The sequence below is a fragment of the Pseudomonas sp. S37 genome, from assembly GCF_016658545.1.
Taxonomy (GTDB): Bacteria; Pseudomonadota; Gammaproteobacteria; order Pseudomonadales; family Pseudomonadaceae; genus Aquipseudomonas.
This window is the reverse complement of sequence record NZ_JACVZC010000056.1, coordinates 18,095-36,787: the sequence shown is the minus strand read 5'-3', so window position 1 is coordinate 36,787 and position 18,693 is coordinate 18,095. Positions and strand designations below refer to the sequence as shown.

18 protein-coding genes are annotated in these 18,693 nt (G+C 63.1%); 3 read left to right on the top strand and 15 right to left on the bottom strand.

Translation table 11 applies throughout. The features are described from left to right. Window positions 1–57 precede the first annotated feature (57 nt). The gene (locus IAE39_RS17515) at window positions 58–1,026 is read right to left on the bottom strand and encodes an EAL domain-containing protein (protein ID WP_201204800.1); all 969 of its coding nucleotides are present in this window, start codon (window positions 1,024–1,026) and stop codon (window positions 58–60) included. A gap of 118 nt (window positions 1,027–1,144) precedes the next feature. Next, complete coding sequence (locus IAE39_RS17510) at window positions 1,145–3,226, bottom strand: carboxy terminal-processing peptidase (protein ID WP_201204798.1); 2,082 nt, start codon at window positions 3,224–3,226, stop codon at window positions 1,145–1,147. A 143-nt stretch (window positions 3,227–3,369) separates the two neighbouring features. Here IAE39_RS17510 and IAE39_RS17505 point away from each other — a divergent pair, with 143 nt between their 5' ends. Continuing rightward, window positions 3,370–4,332, top strand: a complete 963-nt coding sequence (locus IAE39_RS17505) for an NAD(P)H-quinone oxidoreductase (protein WP_201204796.1) — start codon at window positions 3,370–3,372, stop codon at window positions 4,330–4,332. 125 nt (window positions 4,333–4,457) lie between these two features. Here the strand turns inward: IAE39_RS17505 and IAE39_RS17500 are convergent, their stop codons facing one another. From IAE39_RS17500 to IAE39_RS17475, 6 genes are all read right to left on the bottom strand, one after another. Continuing rightward, the gene (locus IAE39_RS17500; RefSeq protein WP_201204794.1) at window positions 4,458–5,111 is read right to left on the bottom strand and encodes an HAD family hydrolase; all 654 of its coding nucleotides are present in this window, start codon (window positions 5,109–5,111) and stop codon (window positions 4,458–4,460) included. Window positions 5,112–5,125: 14 nt separating this feature from the next. Beyond that, on the bottom strand, window positions 5,126–6,115 hold the full coding sequence (locus IAE39_RS17495; RefSeq protein ID WP_201204792.1) for an ABC transporter ATP-binding protein: 990 nt from the start codon (window positions 6,113–6,115) through the stop codon (window positions 5,126–5,128). A 1-nt stretch (window position 6,116) separates the two neighbouring features. Continuing rightward, window positions 6,117–6,911, bottom strand: coding sequence for an ABC transporter permease (locus IAE39_RS17490; protein WP_201204789.1), 795 nt, complete (start codon window positions 6,909–6,911; stop codon window positions 6,117–6,119). Then, entirely contained in the window at window positions 6,901–7,731 is an 831-nt protein-coding gene (locus IAE39_RS17485; RefSeq protein WP_201204787.1) for an ABC transporter permease, read from the bottom strand. Before IAE39_RS17485 ends, IAE39_RS17490 begins: the two co-directional genes overlap by 11 nt. Further along, window positions 7,728–8,534, bottom strand: coding sequence for an alkaline phosphatase family protein (locus IAE39_RS17480; RefSeq protein WP_201204784.1), 807 nt, complete (start codon window positions 8,532–8,534; stop codon window positions 7,728–7,730). Before IAE39_RS17480 ends, IAE39_RS17485 begins: the two co-directional genes overlap by 4 nt. A 146-nt stretch (window positions 8,535–8,680) precedes the next feature. After that, window positions 8,681–9,745 carry an ABC transporter substrate-binding protein gene (locus IAE39_RS17475; RefSeq protein ID WP_201204782.1) on the bottom strand — a complete coding sequence of 355 codons (1,065 nt, stop codon included), beginning with the start codon at window positions 9,743–9,745 and terminating at the stop codon, window positions 8,681–8,683. A gap of 327 nt (window positions 9,746–10,072) precedes the next feature. Between IAE39_RS17475 and IAE39_RS17470 the strand changes: the two genes are divergently transcribed. Next, window positions 10,073–10,786 carry a UTRA domain-containing protein gene (locus IAE39_RS17470; protein ID WP_201204780.1) on the top strand — a complete coding sequence of 238 codons (714 nt, stop codon included), beginning with the start codon at window positions 10,073–10,075 and terminating at the stop codon, window positions 10,784–10,786. Window positions 10,787–10,885: 99 nt separating this feature from the next. On the opposite strand, the gene IAE39_RS17465 is transcribed toward IAE39_RS17470, so the two are convergent. The 7 genes from IAE39_RS17465 to minC all read right to left on the bottom strand — a co-directional run bounded on the left by IAE39_RS17465 (window position 10,886) and on the right by minC (window position 17,618). Continuing rightward, complete coding sequence (locus IAE39_RS17465) at window positions 10,886–13,039, bottom strand: mechanosensitive ion channel family protein (protein ID WP_201204778.1); 2,154 nt, start codon at window positions 13,037–13,039, stop codon at window positions 10,886–10,888. Window positions 13,040–13,083: 44 nt separating this feature from the next. Next, window positions 13,084–13,251, bottom strand: a complete 168-nt coding sequence (locus IAE39_RS17460) for a hypothetical protein (RefSeq protein ID WP_012271002.1) — start codon at window positions 13,249–13,251, stop codon at window positions 13,084–13,086. Window positions 13,252–13,437: 186 nt separating this feature from the next. Next, the gene (locus tag IAE39_RS17455) at window positions 13,438–14,727 is read right to left on the bottom strand and encodes a M18 family aminopeptidase (RefSeq protein WP_201204765.1); all 1,290 of its coding nucleotides are present in this window, start codon (window positions 14,725–14,727) and stop codon (window positions 13,438–13,440) included. Window positions 14,728–14,877: 150 nt separating this feature from the next. Continuing rightward, window positions 14,878–15,513, bottom strand: coding sequence for an RluA family pseudouridine synthase (locus tag IAE39_RS17450; RefSeq protein WP_011532730.1), 636 nt, complete (start codon window positions 15,511–15,513; stop codon window positions 14,878–14,880). 154 nt (window positions 15,514–15,667) lie between these two features. Then, window positions 15,668–15,922, bottom strand: a complete 255-nt coding sequence (minE, locus tag IAE39_RS17445) for a cell division topological specificity factor MinE (RefSeq protein ID WP_003252572.1) — start codon at window positions 15,920–15,922, stop codon at window positions 15,668–15,670. 3 nt (window positions 15,923–15,925) lie between these two features. After that, complete coding sequence (gene minD, locus IAE39_RS17440; protein WP_201204763.1) at window positions 15,926–16,738, bottom strand: septum site-determining protein MinD; 813 nt, start codon at window positions 16,736–16,738, stop codon at window positions 15,926–15,928. A 118-nt stretch (window positions 16,739–16,856) separates the two neighbouring features. Then, on the bottom strand, window positions 16,857–17,618 hold the full coding sequence (gene minC / locus IAE39_RS17435) for a septum site-determining protein MinC (protein ID WP_201204760.1): 762 nt from the start codon (window positions 17,616–17,618) through the stop codon (window positions 16,857–16,859). 111 nt (window positions 17,619–17,729) lie between these two features. On the opposite strand from minC, the gene IAE39_RS17430 reads away from it, so the two are divergent. After that, complete coding sequence (locus IAE39_RS17430; RefSeq protein WP_201204758.1) at window positions 17,730–18,665, top strand: lipid A biosynthesis lauroyl acyltransferase; 936 nt, start codon at window positions 17,730–17,732, stop codon at window positions 18,663–18,665. Window positions 18,666–18,693 lie beyond the last annotated feature (28 nt).

Sequence of the window (18,693 nt, the reverse complement as noted above, 5' to 3'; positions counted from 1 at the left end):
GGCCGCTTTGCGGCCCATCGCGACGCAAGGCCGCTCCTACAGGGGACCGCGCAAGGCTCAGGGCCTGTGGTGAACCTGTGGGAGCGGGTTCACCCGCGAATAGGCCGGCACAGGCAACGCATCCCTGTAAATCAACCCACAAGCCCTGCCATCGGCATCCACCACCTGCAGCGCGTCCAGATGCTGGTGCCGCCCAAACAACTCCAGCAGCTGCCCAATCGTGGCGTTTAACCGCACGGTAGGCTGTTCAGACGTCGGTACATGGATCAGCCCAGGCAACGGCTGACTGTCGCGCACCCCAAGCTCTTGCGGGCGCCCCAGCAAGTACCCCTGCACCAGGTCCACCCCCATCTCCTGCAGCACCGTCAACTCTTCCGCCAGCTCGATGCCTTCGGCAATCACCTGCGCCTTCGACGCCCGGGCAATCTGCAGGATCGAGCCAACGAACTCACGCTTGAGCGGGTCGCAATGGATGCCGTCGATGAAATGCCGGTCGATCTTCACGTACTCGGGGCGCAGCTCCGACCACAGGCGCAGGCTCGAATAGCCGGCGCCCAAATCGTCGAGGGCAATCGAGAAACCCATGTCGCGGTAGTGGTGCAGGGCGTTGGACAGCAACTGGAAATCGTCGGTCGGCGTGTGCTCGGTCAGCTCGATCACCACCCGGCTGGGCGGCAAACCGACGTGTTCGAGCAACTTGAGGGTCAGGCCGGACGGGTAGTGCGGCTCCAGCAGCGACTCTGGTGAGATATTGAGAAACAGCTTGCCCTGCAGCTGCTGTGCGCTGAAGCGGCGGCAGGCGCTTTCGCGGCAGGCAGCTTCCAGCTCGGTCAGGCGACCCGCCTGGCGGGCGATGGTAAACAGGTTGAGCGGTGAATGCAGCGGACTGTTGGAAGGCCCGCGGCTAAGCGCCTCATGGCCGAACACGCGTTGCTCGCTCAGGCACATGATCGGCTGGAACAGGCTGTGAATACTGCGTTGAGCCAGAATGGCACCCAAGGCACTGAGCTGTTCGGCAACGGTCATGACGTATTCCTGACAATGAAAGGGCCGGGCATCTGCACGCCCGGCCCCCGTATTTCACGACAGCGCGATGACTGTTTGATGACAGGTCACATTAATCTGCCATCATTGCCGCACCACCTTACTTCTTGGCCACCTTGGTGCTGGCGCTGAGGTAGTCGATCAGGATGCGACCGGTCTCCGACAGGTAAGCATCGTCTTCCGGCTTGGTGTTTTCATCCTCGACCGGCAGCGCGTCCTCGTCTTCTTTCTTCAGCTCTTTCAGCGGCTCTTCACCCTTGGCCTTGCGGCGGATGTTTTCCAGTGCCAACTGCTTGGCCTCGATATCGTCGTGGCGGGCGCGGCGGTCCTGCTCGTTGAGGCTGACGGTTTTCTCGTTCATCAACTTCTGGGTCAGTGCCAGGCGGTCGCGGATGTAGGTGAACTCGGCATCCTTGTCGCTGCGTGCTTCATGCTGCGCCTTGAGCTGGGCCAGGAACGGCTTGAACGGGTCGGCTGCCGGCTTGACCACCGGGCGAATGGTGTCCCACGGCATGGCTTCTGGCAGGGCGCTTTCGCCGATTTCCTTGGTGTCGATGATCGACGGGTAGTCGATGTCCGGCAACACGCCCTGGTGCTGGGTGCTCTGCCCGGAAACCCGGTAGAACTTGGCCAGGGTCAGCTTCAGCTCGCCATGGTTGAGCGGCTGGATGGTCTGCACGGTGCCTTTGCCGAAGGTCTGGCCGCCGATGATCAGCGCGCGGTGGTAGTCCTGCATGGCACCGGCGAAGATCTCCGAAGCCGAGGCTGACAAGCGGTTGACCAGCAACGCCAGCGGGCCCTTGTAGAAGGCGCCGGGGTTTTCGTCTTCCAGCACGTCGACACGGCCGTCGCTGTTACGCACCAGCACGGTCGGGCCTTTCTCGATGAACAGGCTGGTCAGTTCGGTGGCTTCCTGCAGCGAGCCGCCACCGTTGTTGCGCAGGTCGATGACCACGCCGTCGACTTTCTCTTTCTGCAGTTCGGTGAGCAGTTTCTTCACGTCACGCGTGGTGCTCTTGTATTCCGGGTCGCCTGCGCGGTAGGCCTTGAAGTCGAGGTAGAAGGCCGGGATCTCGATGATGCCCAACTTGTAGTCACGCCCGTCCTGCTTGAGCTTGAGTACCGACTTCTTCGCTGCCTGCTCTTCCAGCTTCACCGCTTCACGGGTGATCGAGACGATCTTGCTGGTCTGGTCGCTAGGCGCGTTGCTGGCCGGGATGATTTCCAGGCGCACCACCGAGCCTTTCGGGCCACGGATCAGCTTGACCACTTCGTCCAGGCGCCAGCCGACCACGTCGACCATTTCCTTGTTGCCCTGGGCCACGCCGATGATCTTGTCGGCCGGGGCCACCTGCTTGGTCTTGGCGGCCGGGCCTGCCGGCACCAGGCGCACGATCTTGACCTGGTCGTTGTCGCTTTGCAGCACGGCGCCGATGCCTTCCAGCGACAGGCTCATGTTGATGTCGAAGTTTTCTGCGTTGTCCGGCGACAGGTAGTTGGTGTGCGGGTCGTAGGACTGGGCAAAGGTGTTGATGTAGGCCTGGAAGATATCTTCGGCGCGGGTCTGGTCCAGGCGCGCCAGCTGGTTCTTGTAGCGCTTGGTCAGGGTTTCCTGGATCTGCTTGGGTTCCTTGCCGGCGATCTTCTGGCGCAGCACTTCGTCTTTCACGCGCTTGCGCCACAGGTCGTCGAGCTCGGCCTGGTTCTTCAGCCACGGTGCGTCCTTGCGGTCGATCAGCAAGGTTTCCTTGGTGGTGAAGTCGATCTTGTCCACGCCCTTGTTCAGCTCGGCCAGGGCAAAGTCCAGGCGTTGCTTGACGCGGTCCAGGTAGCGTTTGTAGATGGTGAAGCCCGGGTCGAGGTTGCCGCTTTTGAGGAAATCGTCGAATTGCGTTTTCCACTTGTCGAACTCGGCAATGTCGGCCGCGGTGAAGTAGCTGCGCGCCGGGTCCAGCAGCTTGATGTAGCTGTCATAGATGATGACCGAACGGGCGTCATCCAGAGGCGGCTTGCTGTAATGGTGGCGCTTGAGCAATTCCACCACGTTGAGGCTGGCGACGATCTCGTCGCGGTCCGGCTGCAGGCCGTCCCATTTGTTGGCGGCCGCCGCATTGCCGCCGAGCGTGAGGCTACCCAGGCCAACCATCAGGGCCAGGGCGGTGCTTGGGAGGAAATGCTTCATGCTGATTCGACGTGGGGGCATTTGATCACGCATAGTAGGCCGTCTATTCCGTTCGCCGGTTCCAGAAGAGCCGGGCGCATACTGCAAAAAGCCTGGGCACAACGATCCCAGGCTCGGTCATATGATTCAACTATGGAGGCACTGTGAAGGCATTGCAAGGCGTTGACGGACATGTGGAGTGGGTCGAAGCCGAACGCCCGGCCTGCGACGCGGGCCAAGTGCGCATTCGCGTGGCTGCTGCGGGGCTGAACCGCGCCGATCTGCTGCAGATGAAAGGTTTGTACCCGCCACCGCCAGGCGCCAGCCCGTACATGGGCCTGGAGTGTTCCGGGGTGGTTGAAGAGGTGGGTGCCGGTGCCGACTGGCGCGTGGGTGACCGGGTGTGTGCACTGCTGGCCAGCGGCGCCATGGCCGAGGAAGTGGTGGTCGATGCCCGCCACGTGCTACCGGTACCCGAGGGCCTGAACCTGCATGAAGCCGCGGCACTGCCGGAAGTGTATGCCACCGCCTGGTTGAACATCTTCCAGCTTGGGGCGGTAAAGGCCGGCGAGAAGGTGCTGGTACACGCGGGGGCCAGTGGCGTGGGGTCGGCGGCCATTCAACTGTGCAAGGCGTTCGGCAGCCCGGTGTGGGTAAGCGTCGGCTCGGCGGACCGCCTGGCTTACTGCGAGGCGCTGGGCGCGGCGGGTGGCGTGGTGCGTAACCAGAACCTGGATGAGCTGGAAGGTTTTGGCCCGTTCGACGTGATTCTCGACCCGGTGGGTGCCAGCTACGGCGAGCTCAACCTCAAGCTGCTGGCGCGAGACGGGCGCTGGGTGATCATCGGCCTGATGGGCGGGCGCAAGTTCGAGCTGGACCTGGCACAGGTGCTGGGCAAACGCCTGGAGATTACCGGCTCGACATTGCGCAACCGCGATGACAGCTTCAAGGCCGAACTGCTGCGCGAGTTGCACCAGCAGGTGTGGCCGCTGTTTGCCGAAGGGCGCCTGTCGCCGCAGTTGGTCGATACCTACCCGGTGGAGTTTGCCCAGGCGGCGTATGCCGAGCTGGAGACCAACCAGGTGTCGGGCAAGCTGGTGATGGTGATTGACCCTAGCCTGGTGTAGGCAGGTCTGGCCTCTGCGCGGGTAAACCCGCTCCTACATCGGGATCGCCACATCTCGAACATTGTGCAATCCAATGTAGGAGCGGGTTTACCCGCGAATAGGCCAGTACAGGCAATGCAAGAAGCTCAGGACCAACTCAGAACCGGCCAGCCATTCTTCTCGGCATGCTCCCGCAACACCCCATCCGGGTTCACCGCATACGGGTAATCCACCTTCAACAACAACGGCAGGTCATTCCTCGAATCGGAATAGAAGCTCGCCCCCTCCAGGTTCTCCTGCTCCTGGTCCAGCCATTCCAGCAGCCGGGTAATCTTGCCCTCGCGGTAGGTCAGCACCCCATGGGTCTGGCCGGTATACACCCCGTTCACCGCCTCCAGCTCGATCGCCAGGTACTCATCCACCCCCAACCGCGCCGCAATCGGCCCCACCAGGTGCGTGCCTGAAGCGGAAATGATCAGGATGCGATCACCGCGCTTGCGATGCTCGGCAATGCAGCGGCAGGCATCGCCGTAGATGATCGGCTCGATCACCTCTTCAACCCACGGCTCCACCAAATGCTCGACTTCTTCCAGGGTGCGCCCGGCAATCGGTTCCAGGCTGAAGGCCATGTAGTCCTCCATCTGCAGGTGGCCTTTGCCGTACGCCTCCATCAGTTCATGGTCGCGGCGCAGGAATTCCTTCCCGTCGACCCAGCCCAGCCGGGCCATCTGCTCGCTCCACAGCGACGCGCAGTCGCCGTGGATCAGGGTTTCGTCCAGATCGAAAATTGCCAGTGCCATCGTGTTGAATCTCCTTAGGCCACTTCGCGTAGCGCCGTGGGGTCGATCGACAAGCTTACCCGCTGGCCGTCCGCGTGCAGGTCGGCCGGGGAGCGGTTGAGCACATCGACCACCAGCTCCACGTCACGCACCTGCACCCGGTAGCGGATCACGTTGCCCAGCAGGCTGTGGCTGCGTACCTGGGCGTCCAGTTCGCCGTTGACGCCCAGGGTGATCGATTCGGGGCGGATCGCCAGGCGGCTGGCCACCGGGCGTTGCAGCAGGCGGCTGGCGCTGTCGGCGTCGAGCAGGTTGTAGTTGCCAATGAAGCCGGCGGCAAACAGGTCCACCGGCGCGGTGTAGAGGGTTTCGGCATCGCCGCTCTGGACGATGCGCCCCTGGTTCATCAGGAAGATGCGGTCGGACATGGTCAGCGCCTCTTCCTGGTCGTGGGTGACGAAGATGGTGGTCAGCCCCAGCTCGCGCTGGATGGCGCGTATCTGCTCGCGCAGGTGCTTGCGGATGCGCGCATCCAGTGCCGACAGCGGCTCGTCGAGCAGCAGCAGGCGCGGGCGGGTGACCAGCGAACGGGCCAGGGCCACGCGCTGGCACTGGCCGCCCGACAGCTGGTGCGGGTAGCGGCCGGCAAACGTGCCCAGCTCTACCAGCTCCAGTGCCTCGCGTACCCGCTGCTGGCTCTCGTCGGCCTTGACCTTCTGCATGCGCAGGCCAAAGGCGACGTTCTGCTCCACGGTCATGTTGGGGAACAGCGCATAGCTCTGGAACACCATGCCGATACCGCGCTTTTGCGGGCTAAGCGGCACGATGTCCTGGCCATCCAGCAGGATCTGCCCGCTGTCCACCGGGGTCAGCCCGGCGATGCAGCGCAGCAGGGTGGACTTGCCGCAGCCGGAAGGGCCGAGCAGGGTAACGAACTCGCCGCGTTCGATGTGGCAGTCGATGTTCTCGAACACCGCGCTGCCGGCGTAGCTTTTTTGCAGTTTCTGTACGCTGACGAAGCTCATGTCAGGTCTTGTCCTTGTTCAGGCGGTTGGCAACCCAGGTCAGTACCAGCACGAAGGCGAAGTACGAGATCACCAGCGCGCTGTTGAAGTGGCCGCTGCTGTTGCGCATGTTGTTCAGGTACACCTGCAGGGTCTCGTAGCGGGTGCCGACCAGCAGGTTGGCGAACACGAACTCGCCGAACAGGAACGAGAATGACAGCAGCAGCGCCACCATCAGGCCCTTGCGCAGGTTGGGCAGCACCACCAGCAGCGCGGCCTGCCAGGTGCTGGCGCCGAGCAGCTGGGCGGCGTCCATCAGGTCGCGCAGGTTGATGGCCTGCAGGTTGTTGGTAATGGCCCGGTACATGAACGGCAGGGCGATGGTGAAGTAGCAGCCGATCAGGATCCACGGTGTGCCGACCATGGCCATCGGCCCGCTGCCATACAACTGCAGCAGCCCCACCGACGACACCACCGGCGGTACCGCGAACGGCAGCAGGATCAGGATGTTCATCAGCGCGTCGAGCCTGGGGAAGTGGTAGTGCACCACGAACAGCAGCGGCAGGATCAGCACTACCGACAGCAACAGTGCGCCCACGCACACCAGCAGCGACTGGCCGAAGGCTGCCAGAAAGCGCGGCTCGCTCCACAGCGCAATGTACCACTTGAAGGTCAGGCCGCTGGGCAGCAGGCTGGCCGACCAGCTGGTGGCCAGCGAGTAGAGCAGGGTGCCGGCCAGCGGCAGCAGCAGGATCAGGAACAGCAGGTAGACCACGAGGCGGTGGTACCAGCCGCCGGAACGCGAGTCAGCGCGCATGGTAGCTCCGTTTCAGTAGCCATTGGTGTACCACCGTGACCAGCGTCATCAGCCCTACCAGCACCATCGCCAGGGCACTGGCCAGGTTGGGGTCTAGGCTGATGTCACCGGCCACCAGGCCGGCGATGCGGATTGGCAGCACGTTGAAGTTGCCGGTGGTCAGGGCGTACACGGTGGCATAGGCACCCAGCGCGTTGGCCAGCAGGATGACGAAGGTGCCGAGCAGGGCCGGGGTCAGCACCGGCAGGCCGATGTGCCGCCAGAACTGCCAGTGGCTGGCGCCCAGCAGCGCAGCCGACTCGCGCCAGTCTTCGCGCAGGGCGTCGAAAGCGGGGTACAGCAGCAACACGCCCAGCGGGATCTGGAAGTAGGTGTACACCAGGATCAAACCGCTTTTGGAGTAGATGCTGAAGTCTTCCAGCAGGCCGACCTGTTTCAGCAGCAGGGTCAGCGCGCCGTTGAAACCGAGCAGGATGATAAAGGCGAAGGCCAGAGGCACCCCGGCGAAGTTGCTGGTCATGTTGGCGAAGGCGCTGACGAAGTCGCGCAGCCTCGAGTCGACCTGGCGCAGCGAATAGGCACCGAGGGTGGCGATGACGATGCCGAACAGGCTCGACCAGAAGCTGATCTCCAGGCTGCGTTGCAGTGCCTGCAGGTAGAACTTCGAGGCGAACACCTTGCTGAAGTTGGCCATGCCCCAGCCGGCTTCCGATTGCAGGCTGTTGATTGCCACCCAGGCCAGCGGCGCGACCTGGAAGATGACGAAGAACACGGCGAACGGCAGCAGGCAGAGCAGGGCCAGGTAACGGCCACGGTTCACTTGAGTAGCTCCCGGCACACCGTTTTGTCGTGCGCGGCGCCCAGCAGCTCGCAAATGGTCCCGCACAGCTCGGTTTGCAGCGGCTTGGCCGCAGGGTCGAGGCTGAAGGCGTCGCCGAAGACGAACAGCGGGACTTCGCGCTCTTCGGCCAGCAGGCCGTTGTGCGAGCGGTCGTTGTTCATGCCGTGGTCGGCAGTGACCAGCACCTGGTAGCCCTCTTCGAGCCAGCCCGGCAGGTAGTCGGCCAGCAGGATATCGACGCTGCGCGCGGCGTTGCGGTACTGGCTGCTGTCCAGGCCGTGGCGATGGCCGACGTCGTCGATGCTCATCGGGTGTACCAGCAGGAAGTTAGGTGCATGGCGGCGGCGCAGGTATTCGCCGTCGGCCAGCAGGTGTGAGTCGGGGTAGCGGTCGTCCCAGTAGAACAGCCCGTGCTGGATCGGCAGCTTGGGCGCGTGGGTGTGGCGGTCACGCTGCGGGTCGAAGGGTGAGCGGTTGTACAGCTCGCTCATCCAGTGGTACGCCGCCGCCGCAGTGCCCAGGTTGGCCTCGCGGGCGTAGTGGAACACGCTGCGCTGGTTGGACAGGCGGTTGACGTTGTTGTGCACGATGCCGCTGTCGATTGGCGGTACGCCGGTGAGGATGCATTCGTACAGCGGCCGCGACAGCGACGGCAGTTCGCATTCCACGCGGTACAGCGCGGCGCGGTCGGCCTCGACGTAGGCATGCAGGTGGCCCATGGCGTGGTGTGCGACCTGGTAGTTCAGGCCGTCGAGCAGGACCAGGATGACGTTGTGTTGCATGTTTGCTCCAGTCATGAACCGCGTTGGGCTATTCGCGGGTAAACCCGCTCCTGCATTTACCGCGTATCCTCACGGGGGACGCAGACCTGTGTAGGAGCGGGTTTACCCGCGAAAGGGCCGGATGAGGCACTACAAAGCCCAGCCCTTTATTCCATCTCGATAATCACCTGCTCCTGCCACTTCTGCGGCAGTGCCTTGGAGGTTGCTTCCCAGGCCTCGGCATTCTTGATCGGCTGCGCCGCCCCGTACTGCTCGTTCGGCAGCAGCTTGGCCTGCACATCCGCCGGCAGCTTCAGGTGCTCGGCACGAATTGGCCGCGCGTGCCCCTTGGCCAGGTTGATCTGCCCGGCATCGCTGAAGATGTATTCGCGGGTCAGCTTTGCCGCGTTGGGGTGCTTGGCGTATTTGTTGATGACTGTGGTATAGCCGGAAATCACCGAGCCATCCGACGGGATCAGCACTTCAAAACGCTTGGGGTCGATCTGCTCGCGGTAGCTCAGGCCGTTGAAGTCCCACACCACGCCCACTTCAACCTCGCCCTTTTCCAGGGTCTGGATGGTCGGGTTGGCCAGCGATAGGCGCTTCTGCTGGGCCAGCTTGGTGAACAACTGCAGGCCCGGTTCGATGTTGCTCTCGTCACCCTTGTAGGCAATCGCCGCAGCCAGCACGCCGTTGGCGGCCTGGGCCGCGGTGCCCACGTCACCGATGGCGACCTTGTACTTGCCCTTTTCCAGGTCATGCCAGGTTTTCGGGCGTTCGCCTTCCTTGACCAGGTCCTTGTTGATGATGAATGCGATGGTGCCGGTATAGGCCAGCGCCCAGTGGCCGTCCTTGTCCTTGGCCCATTCCGGTACCTGGTCCCAGGTGCTTGGCTTGTACGGCTGGCTGACACCCTTGGTCACGGCAATCGGGCCGAAGGCGGCACCCACGTCGCCGATGTCGGCGCTGGCGTTGTCCTTTTCGGCCTCGAACTTGGCCAGCTCCTGCGCCGAGCTCATGTCGGTGTCGCTGTGCTTGAGGCCATATTTGCTGGCCAGGTCTTCCCAGGTGCCTTTCCAGTTGGCCCAGGCGTCGGGCATGCCCACGCTGTTGACGGTGCCTTCCTTTTTGGCTGCGTCTTCCAGGGCCTTGAGGTCGGTGCCGGCGGCCATGGCCGTGGTGCACAACGCGATAGCCGAACCGAGCAGTGACGCCATGAAGAACTTTTTCATCCGAAGCTCCTTGGGGTGGGTGCCTTTGCGATCGTTGTTATGGGTAAAGCCGTTGCGAGCGGTTGACTGGCACCTTTGGTCTAGGTCAGCAAACCTTGAGCCAAGGTAGGCCGCTTGCGTGACAGTTTGATGTAGGGAGGGGCCGCTTTAAGCCCTGAAGCTACAGCGTAGACCACGCGATCACCCCGGTTCTGCTGGCTTTGCGCGTTTCTGGCAATAGCTGGGCAAAGCCTTTGTCACAGGATGTTCATCAGCCCTGCCTAGGCTTGCACTATTCTCCACATGCCCTGTGACAGGGCTGGACTAGTCCAGATAGGTAACCTTTTGATGCAGTCGACGCCACCGCGTGCGGTAACAGCCATCTGCCATGCCCTGCAGGAGCAGATCAAGCACGGCCTGCTGGCGCCGGGCGGCAAGCTGCCGGCCGAGCGCCGGCTCAGCGAAGTGTTCGACACCACACGCATTACCCTGCGCGAGGCGCTGGCGCAGCTGGAAGCCCAAGGCCTGATCTACCGCGAAGAACGGCGTGGCTGGTTTGTTGCGCCGCAACGGCTGACCTACGACCTGATCGAGCGCAGCCATTTCCATGCCATGGTGCGTGACCAAGGCCGCGAGGCCAGTACCGAACTGCTGTCGGCGCGGCTGCAGCCGGCTTCGGCGGCAATCTGTGCGCGCCTGCAGTTGCCGGCGTTGTCGAGTGTGGTGCGGATCTGCCGGTTACGGCGCATTGATGGGCGGGCGGTGCTGTATGCCGAGCATTACCTGAACCCGCGTTATTTCCCCGGCATCCTCGAGCAGGACCTGGCGCAGTCGCTGACCGAGATCTATGGGCGGGTGTATGGCATTGAGTATGGGCAAGTGTGCTTCGAGATTTTGCCGACCGCGCTGCCGGTGGAGGCGGCCAGTGCGTTGAAAGTGTCGGCGGGCAGCCCGGGGTTGCACATTACCCGGGTCAACAGTGACCAGCATGGGCACCTGATCGACTGTGACCTGGAGTATTGGCGGCATGATGCGATTCGCATTCGTGCTCAGGCCGGATGAGGTGTTGGCTTCTTCGCGGGTAAACCCGCTCCCACAGGTACACCACAACAGTCGAACCTGTGGCCATCCTGTGGGAGCGGGTTTACCCGCGAAAGGGCCCTAACTGGAAGAACCGGCCTCTGCCATCCCCCCACCACCAGCCGTCACCACCTGCACCGACAACCGCGGCGTAGCCAGGTCCAGCCCGGCCTCGTCCAGCTGCCGCTTCAACGCCAGGTTGAACGCCCGCGACACTTCCCACTGCTTGATCGGTGCAGTCTTGAACCGCGCCCGCAAGATCGCCGAGCCCGACTCGAAACTCTCCACCCCCTGCAACTCCAGTGGCGACCAGATATTGCGCCGCATCAGCGGGTCATTGCGCAGCTTCTGCCCGACCTCGCGGATCAGTGTAATAGCCTGGTCGATATTCATGCTGTGCGGGATCGCCACGCGGAAGATGGCGTAGCCGAACTCCCGCGAGTAGTTCTTGATGCTCTTGATTTCGCTGAACGGGATGGTATGCACGATGCCATCGATATCGCGCAGGCGCACGGTACGAATGGTCAGCCCCTCCACCGTGCCCAGGTGGCCGCCGACATCCACGTAGTCGTCGATCGCCAGCGAGTCCTCGATGATGATGAACAGCCCGGTGATCAGGTCGGCCACCAGCGACTGCGCGCCAAAACCGATGGCCAGGCCGATCACACCCGCACCGGCCAGCAGCGGGGTAACGTTCATGCCCATGTTGGCCAGGGCAACGATCACCGCAATGATGAAGATGACCACGAACATCACGTTGCGGATCAACGGCATCATGGTCTGCGCGCGGGCGTTGGCCAGGCCCCGGCGCGAGCGCACCAGCGCGTGGTGCACGGCGGTGTCGGCGAGGATCCACACCAGCCAGGCGACGATCAGCGTGCCGGCCAGGCCCAGCAGGCGCACGCTGATGTCGTGGCCGTCGCCCTCGGCGAAACTGATCATCGACAGGCCCCACACACGCAGGCCCAGCTCGATGAACAGCAGCCAGATGAGCAAGTGCACCAGCAGGTAGCCGAAGTTGCGCAGGCGTTCGGCGTAGACCGCCTGGCGCTTGGCGGCGCGTTTGGGGTTGGCGGCGTGGCGGCGTACCAGGCCGTTGAGCACCATGCACACCACTACCAGCACCGTGCACATCAGCGACTGGCGCAGGGCGGTGCTGGTGTCACCGGCAGAGACGAAGGTGGCGAACAGCGAGATGGCCACCAGGATCAGCGCCGGGATGAACCAGAAGCTGCCGAGGATCTCGATGGTGTCGCTGAGCGTGCGTCGGGTCAGGCGCCGTGACAGCGGCTGGTTGCGGATCAGGTGGGCGATCGGGCGGCGGAAGCGCAGGATGAACAACCCGGTGCACAGCGCGGCAACCACGTTGGCCAGGGTCGCCAGGGCATGTGCCAGGTGGGTGCCCAGGGCCACCAGCATGCGTGGGTCGCTCATCGCCTCGCCAAACGCGGCGAAGCTGCCGATCAACCACAGCGGGCGAAACGCCTGGTGCCGCAGGATGTGCAGGGCGCGGTGGCGGTGTGGGCCGTCCAGCAGCGAGAAGGCGATGACGCAGATGGCCGAGAAGCAGGTACCGACCACCAGTGCGTAGGCCAGCACCATGGCCAGCGACTTGCCCAGCGACGGCGGCAGCACGAAGCTCAGGTACACGGTGAACACCAGCGCCACCAGCCACGGGCCCAGCTTGCGCAAGGCAAAGCGCACCAGGTCCCAGGTGCGCGGGTGCTGTGGCAGTTCTTCGCTCAAGCCAAAGCGCAGGCGTATGCGGTGGCCGACCCAGTTGAAGGCGTAGGCCAGCAGGCTCCACACGGCAATGACTGCGGCAAAACCGAACAGAATGGCCGGCCACTGGTGCACCGGCACCATCAGCTCGGTCAGTTCGGCCTGGGCCTGCTCAATTTCCGCGGCCCAGCGGGAGAACGGGCTGGCGTCACCGCTGAACTGCTTTTCGAAGTCATGCAGGGCGCCGCCGATCAGGCCGAGCACACCCTGTTCGACACTGGGTTGTGACTGCTTGGTGGCGTCGCGCAGTTTTTTCAGGTCGGCCAGCAGCTTGGCCCGTTGCTGGTCGTTTTCAAGGTTCTTGATCACTTCGTCCAGCGACTTGCCCAGCGGCTCGGTGGCCTCCGGTTGCGCGGGCGCACTGCCGCCCAGCAGGCCGGGCAGGCCCGCCGCCTGTACCGGGGTGATGAACAGCAACAGCAGCAGGAACAGGTAACGCAGAAGGGCAGGCACTGGCAAATCTACCTCAGGTCAAACGATTGACCGAGTGTAGAGGTTTATGTCGGCAGTTTCTCGAGGATCTTCCAGCAAGTGAGGCCGAAGATGCCCAAGGTGCCGATCCACATCATCAGCACACCGATATTGCGTTCGCGCATGCTGAAGCCGATGGTCAGCAACAGCAGGAACAGAAACACCGGCACGAACAGGGACAGGAACGGGGACATGGACAGCAATCCTTTTGCAGTGGGGCCATGTAACAAGCATAGCGGGTGGCGAGCGAAGCGGAATTGACCTTGAGCAGGTCCGGCCCTTTCGCGGGTAAACCCGCTCCCACAGATCCCCACAATGCCTGGCCCTGTGGACATCCTGTGGGAGCGGGTTTACCCGCGAAGAGGCCGGGCATGCCTACATCAAGGCAACTCGCGGCAACGGTAGAACGCGGTCAATACCTTCACCAGGTGCGCCAGGTCATGGCTGCCGCACAGCTCGCGAATCGAATGCATGGCAAAAGTCGGCAGCCCGATATCCACCGTGCGCACACCCAGGTGGCTGGCCGTGATCGGCCCGATGGTCGAGCCACAGCCCATGTCGCTGCGCACCACAAAGCTCTGCACCGGCACTTCTTCGGCCATGCACAGGTGGCGGAAGAACCCGGCGGTTTCGCTGTTGGTGGCGTAGCGCTGGTTGTTGTTCACCTTGATCACCGGCCCGGCGTTGAGCTTGGGCCCGTGGTTGCCGTCGTGCTTGTCGGCGTAGTTGGGGTGCACGCCATGGGCGTTGTCGGCCGACACCATCAGCGAGCGCTGGATGGTGCGCACGTAGGCGTCACCCTCGGGCAGCAGGCGCTGCAGGGTCTGCTCCAGCATCGGGCCGTCGGCACCACAGGCCGAGCAGCTGCCGACTTCTTCGTGGTCGGTGCACACCAGCACGCAGGTTTCATCGCTGTCGGCGGCCAGCAGGGCCTGCAGGCCGGCGTAGCACGACAGCAGGTTGTCCAGGCGGGCGCCGGCGATGAAGTCGCCGTTCAGGCCGATCAGGGCGGCGTCCTGGGTGTCGTAGAAGCTCAGCTCGTAATCCAGCACCACATCGGCAATCAGCTCGTGCTCGCGGGCCAGTTGCTCGGTGAGCAGGGCGCGGAAGTCGATGCGCTCGTCACCGGCCACCTGGGCGAGGATCGGTGGCAGTTCGTTCTGCGGGTTGATCGCCCAGCCTTCGTTGGCGGTACGGTTCAGGTGGATCGCCAGGTTGGGGATGATCGCGATCGGCAGCTTGAAGTCGATCAGCTGGCTTTCCACCTTGCCATCACGGCGGTAGGTGACACGGCCGGCCAGCGACAGGTCGCGGTCGAACCACGGCGCCAGCAAGGCGCCGCCATACACTTCCACGCCCAATTGCAGGAAGCCCTGACGCTGCAGCTCAGGTTGCGGCTTGACCCGCAGGCACGGGCTGTCGGTGTGCGCGCCGACCATGCGAATGCCGTTCAGCAGCGGGGCTTGCTTGCCCAGCTTGATGGCAATGATCGACGAGTCGTTACGGGTAACGTAGTAGCGCCCGCCAGGCACGGTGGCCCAGCTGTCGCGCTCGTCCAGGCGCTGGTAGCCGGCAGCCTCAAGGCGCTGGGCCAGGCTGGCGGTGGCGTGGAAGGGCGTGGGGGAGGCCTTGAGGAAGTCGATAAGGCCAGAATTCAGTGCGTCGCGCATAGCTCACTCCAGACAGCAGTGGCGCGAGTTTAGCGCAGAATGTCGACAATTTGTGTCTGCTTCTTCGCGGCTAAAGCCGCTCCCACAGGTGCTGTATTCCCCTGTAGGAGCGGCTTTAGCCGCGAAGAGGCCAGTATAGGCAATACAAATTCAGAACGGCGCCGGGCACTCGAACTTCAGCCGCTCCCCGGACACCGGGTGGGTAAAGCTCAGCATCGAGGCATGCAGGCACAACCGCTCATGCGCGGCCAGCGCCTCTGGGTTGGCATACAGCCGGTCACCCAGCAACGGGTGCCCGATCGACAGCATGTGCACGCGCAACTGGTGCGAACGCCCGGTAATCGGCGTCAGTTCCACCCGGCAGTAATCGCCGCAGCGCTCGACAATGCGCCAGAAGGTGAGGGCATGCTTGCCTTGCTCGTGGTCGACCACATGGCGTGGCTTGGTCGGCGGGTCGTAGCGCAGCGGCAGGTCGATGCTGCCACTGTCCAGCGCCGGCTGGCCCCAGCACAGGGCGGTGTAGGCCTTTTCGGTTTCGCGGTCGTGGAACTGGCGCGACAGCTCGCGGTGGCTGTCGGCATCGCGGGCCAGCAGGATGATGCCCGAGGTTTCCCAGTCCAGGCGGTGCACGATCAGCGCGTCGGGGTAGCCGTTTTCCTGCAGGCGGGTGATCAGGCAGTCCTTGTTGTCTTCGGCACGGCCGGGTACCGACAGCAGCAGGGTCGGTTTGTTGATCACCAGGATGGCGGCGTCTTCGTGCAGGATCTGGATGTTCGACAGCGGCATTGCTTGGTCTCGGTTATATCGGGGGAAACCATTGGGGCCGCTTTGCGGCCCATCGCGACGCAAGGCCGCTCCTACAGGGGAATGCATAACCCGTGTAGGAGCGGCCTTGCGTCGCGATGGGCTGCAAAGCAGCCCCAATGGCCAGATGCGCGAATCAGCGATCCGGCAAGGTAATGTTCAGCTCCAGAATCGAGCAGCTGCCCTGGTTCTCCAGCTCGATATGCACGTCATCGTTGCCGATGTTCACATACTTGCGGATCACTTCCAGCAGTTCTTTCTGCAGCGCCGGCAGGTAGTCCGGTTCGCTGCGTTGGCCGCGCTCGTGCGCCACGATGATCTGTAGACGCTCTTTCGCTACCGACGCGCTGGTCTGTTTCTGTCTGCCACGAAAGAAGTCAAAAAGGTTCATGGTTTACTTGCCTCCAAACAGTCGCGCGAAGAATCCTTGCTTCGGCACTTCGATGAACCGCAGGGGCTTTTCTTTGCCCAGCAGACGGTCGACGGTATCGCTGTAGGCCTGGCCAGCATCGCTCTGGTCGTCGAGGATGACCGGGATACCCTGGTTGGAAGCCTTGAGTACTGCCTGGGACTCGGGAATCACGCCCTTGAGCTTGATTGCGAGGATTTCTTCGACGTCGGCGATGCTCAGCATTTCGCCCTTTTCTACGCGCTCCGGGTGGTAGCGGGTGATCAGCAGGTGTTCCTTGATCGGCTCTTCGCCGTTTTCGGAGCGGCGCGACTTGCTCGACAGGATGCCCAGCATGCGGTCGGAGTCACGTACCGAGGAAACTTCAGGGTTGGTCACCACGATGGCTTCGTCGGCGAAGTACATGGCCAGGTGTGCGCCTTTCTCGATACCGGCCGGCGAGTCGCAGATGACGTAGTCGAACTGCTCCTTCAGCTCCATCAGTACCTTTTCCACGCCTTCCTGGGTCAGCGCGTCCTTGTCACGGGTCTGGCTGGCAGCCAGCACGTACAGGTTCTCGAGGCGCTTGTCCTTGATCAGGGCCTGTTGCAGGTTGGCTTCGCCGTTGACCACGTTGACGAAGTCGTACACCACGCGGCGTTCGCAGCCCATGATCAGGTCGAGGTTACGCAGGCCCACGTCGAAGTCGACGATAACGGTCTTGTGGCCGCGCAGTGCGAGGCCGGTACCAATGGCGGCGCTGGTGGTGGTCTTGCCCACACCCCCCTTGCCGGAAGTAACCACGAGAATCTTGGCCAAGGTGTTTCACCCCTAAAATAATCGGGACACGGGTCCCTGCAAAAAACTGAAATAGCTTAAATAGCTCAAATAACGGCAACAGTAAAAAAGTTGCTCTAAAAATGCTGGCAAGTATCCGTTAAAGACGGGTGATGTTCAACACGTCACCAGACAGGCTGACTTGCACGCCAGTGCCCCACAGCGGGTCGCGGCGCAGGTCTTCGCAGACCCTGTACTGGCCGGCGATGGAGACCATTTCGGCGGTCATCTGCTGGCAGAAGATACGCGCCTTGGTATTGCCTTTGATGCCGGCCAGGGCGCGGCCGCGCATGGCGCCGTACACATGGATGTTGCCATCGGCCAGAAGTTCCGCGCCCGGGCTGACCGAAGCAGTTACTATCAAATCGCCACCTTGCGCATATATCTGCTGGCCGCCGCGTACTGGCGAAGTAATGATGCGGGTCGGGCGCACTTCGGGTTCCGGAGCGGGTGCGGGCGCCGGGGCCGGTTCGGGCTTTTTCACCACCTCGGGCTCGGGCTCCAGCGGCCGCTCACGGGCGCCGGACGGCGGCAGTACCGGCAGGTCGATGGCAATGGCGGCCGCGATGTCCTCGATGCGGTTGGCACGGATGGCCAGGGTACGCAGGCCGTGGTGGCGGCAGATCCGCATCAAGCCGGGCAGGTCGATTGCCCCTTCGTCGGCCGGCAGCTTGTCCAGCGCCAGCACCAGCGGCGTGTTGCTGAAGAAGTTCGGTGCCTGGGCGACTTTCGCCGCCAGCTGGCGGTCGAGGGCTTCAAGGTCATTGCGCGCCAGTTCCAGAACAGTAATGGCAAGCATGCTGCCCTTGAGCTGGAACACGGAGGCGGTGTCGGGTGTGTGGTTTGGGCTCATGGTCTGCATAGACGGCTTGTTGCGAAAAAAGTGCCCTGACTTATAACGAGAACACCGGTTGCCCGCAACATGCACTGATCCGTTGTAGAATGCGCGGCCTTTGTCTTTCCGGATGCTTCAATGGAACGCCCGCGTTTTCGCCGCTTTTACCTTCATCCCAAGTTCTGGGGCCTGTGGCTGGGCCTGGGCCTGCTGTGGCTGGTGGTCCAGTTGCCGTACCGGGTGCTGTTGAAGATCGGTGCCGCGCTGGGCGCGGTGATGTACCACTTTGCCGGTGAGCGGCGGCGTATTGCTGCGCGCAACCTGGAGCTGTGTTTCCCGGAGCTGTCAGTCGACGAACGGCAGCGTTTGCTCAAGGCCAACTTTGCGTCCACCGGTATTGCCTTCTTCGAAATGGCCATGAGCTGGTGGTGGCCCAAGGCCCGGCTTGCCCGCCTGGCCCACATCGAAGGCCTGGAGCACCTGCAGGCCGCCCAGCAGGCGGGGCAGGGCGCGATCCTGATGGCGGTGCACTTCACCACCCTGGAAATCGGTGCCGCGCTGCTGGGCCAGCAGCACACCATCGACGGCATGTACCGCGAGCATGGCAACGCGTTGTTCGACTTCATCCAGCGCAGTGGCCGTGAACGCCATAACCTCGATTCGCTGGCAGTGGAGCGCGAGGACGTGCGCGGCATGCTCAAGCTGCTGCGCTCGGGCCGGGCGATCTGGTATGCACCGGACCAGGACTATGGCGCCAAGCAGAGCATCTTTGTGCCGCTGTTCGGTATTCCGGCGGCTACCGTAACTGCTACCACCAAGTTTGCCCGGCTGGGCAAGGCGCAGGTGATTCCGTTCACCCAGAAGCGCCTGGAGGATGGCAGCGGCTATCGTCTGGTTATTCACCCGCCGCTGGCGGACTTCCCCGGGGAAAGCGAAGAGGCCGACTGCCTGCGCATCAACCAGTGGGTCGAGAGTGTGTTGCGCGAGTGCCCCGAGCAGTATTTGTGGGCGCATCGCAGGTTCAAGTCGCGGCCCGAAGGGGCGCCGCGGCTGTATGACAAAAAGAAGCGCTGAGCCTTGTGTAGGCAGGCCTGGCCTCTTC

Excerpts from the sequence above, each read along its gene's own strand:
- IAE39_RS17495 (WP_201204792.1), bottom strand. The coding sequence starts at position 6,115 with ATGAGCTTCGTCAGCGTACAGAAACTGCAAAAAAGCTACGCCGGCAGC.
- IAE39_RS17450 (WP_011532730.1), bottom strand. The coding sequence starts at position 15,513 with ATGCCGCTGTCGAACATCCAGATCCTGCACGAAGACGCCGCCATCCTG.
- IAE39_RS17515 (WP_201204800.1), bottom strand. The coding sequence starts at position 1,026 with ATGACCGTTGCCGAACAGCTCAGTGCCTTGGGTGCCATTCTGGCTCAA.
- minE (WP_003252572.1), bottom strand. The coding sequence starts at position 15,922 with ATGAACCTTTTTGACTTCTTTCGTGGCAGACAGAAACAGACCAGCGCG.
- IAE39_RS17455 (WP_201204765.1), bottom strand. The coding sequence starts at position 14,727 with ATGCGCGACGCACTGAATTCTGGCCTTATCGACTTCCTCAAGGCCTCC.
- IAE39_RS17510 (WP_201204798.1), bottom strand. The coding sequence starts at position 3,226 with ATGAAGCATTTCCTCCCAAGCACCGCCCTGGCCCTGATGGTTGGCCTG.
- IAE39_RS17470 (WP_201204780.1), top strand. The coding sequence starts at position 10,073 with ATGCAGTCGACGCCACCGCGTGCGGTAACAGCCATCTGCCATGCCCTG.
- IAE39_RS17500 (WP_201204794.1), bottom strand. The coding sequence starts at position 5,111 with ATGGCACTGGCAATTTTCGATCTGGACGAAACCCTGATCCACGGCGAC.
- IAE39_RS17430 (WP_201204758.1), top strand. The coding sequence starts at position 17,730 with ATGGAACGCCCGCGTTTTCGCCGCTTTTACCTTCATCCCAAGTTCTGG.
- IAE39_RS17475 (WP_201204782.1), bottom strand. The coding sequence starts at position 9,745 with ATGAAAAAGTTCTTCATGGCGTCACTGCTCGGTTCGGCTATCGCGTTG.
- IAE39_RS17480 (WP_201204784.1), bottom strand. The coding sequence starts at position 8,534 with ATGCAACACAACGTCATCCTGGTCCTGCTCGACGGCCTGAACTACCAG.
- IAE39_RS17460 (WP_012271002.1), bottom strand. The coding sequence starts at position 13,251 with ATGTCCCCGTTCCTGTCCCTGTTCGTGCCGGTGTTTCTGTTCCTGCTG.
- minC (WP_201204760.1), bottom strand. The coding sequence starts at position 17,618 with ATGCAGACCATGAGCCCAAACCACACACCCGACACCGCCTCCGTGTTC.
- IAE39_RS17490 (WP_201204789.1), bottom strand. The coding sequence starts at position 6,911 with ATGCGCGCTGACTCGCGTTCCGGCGGCTGGTACCACCGCCTCGTGGTC.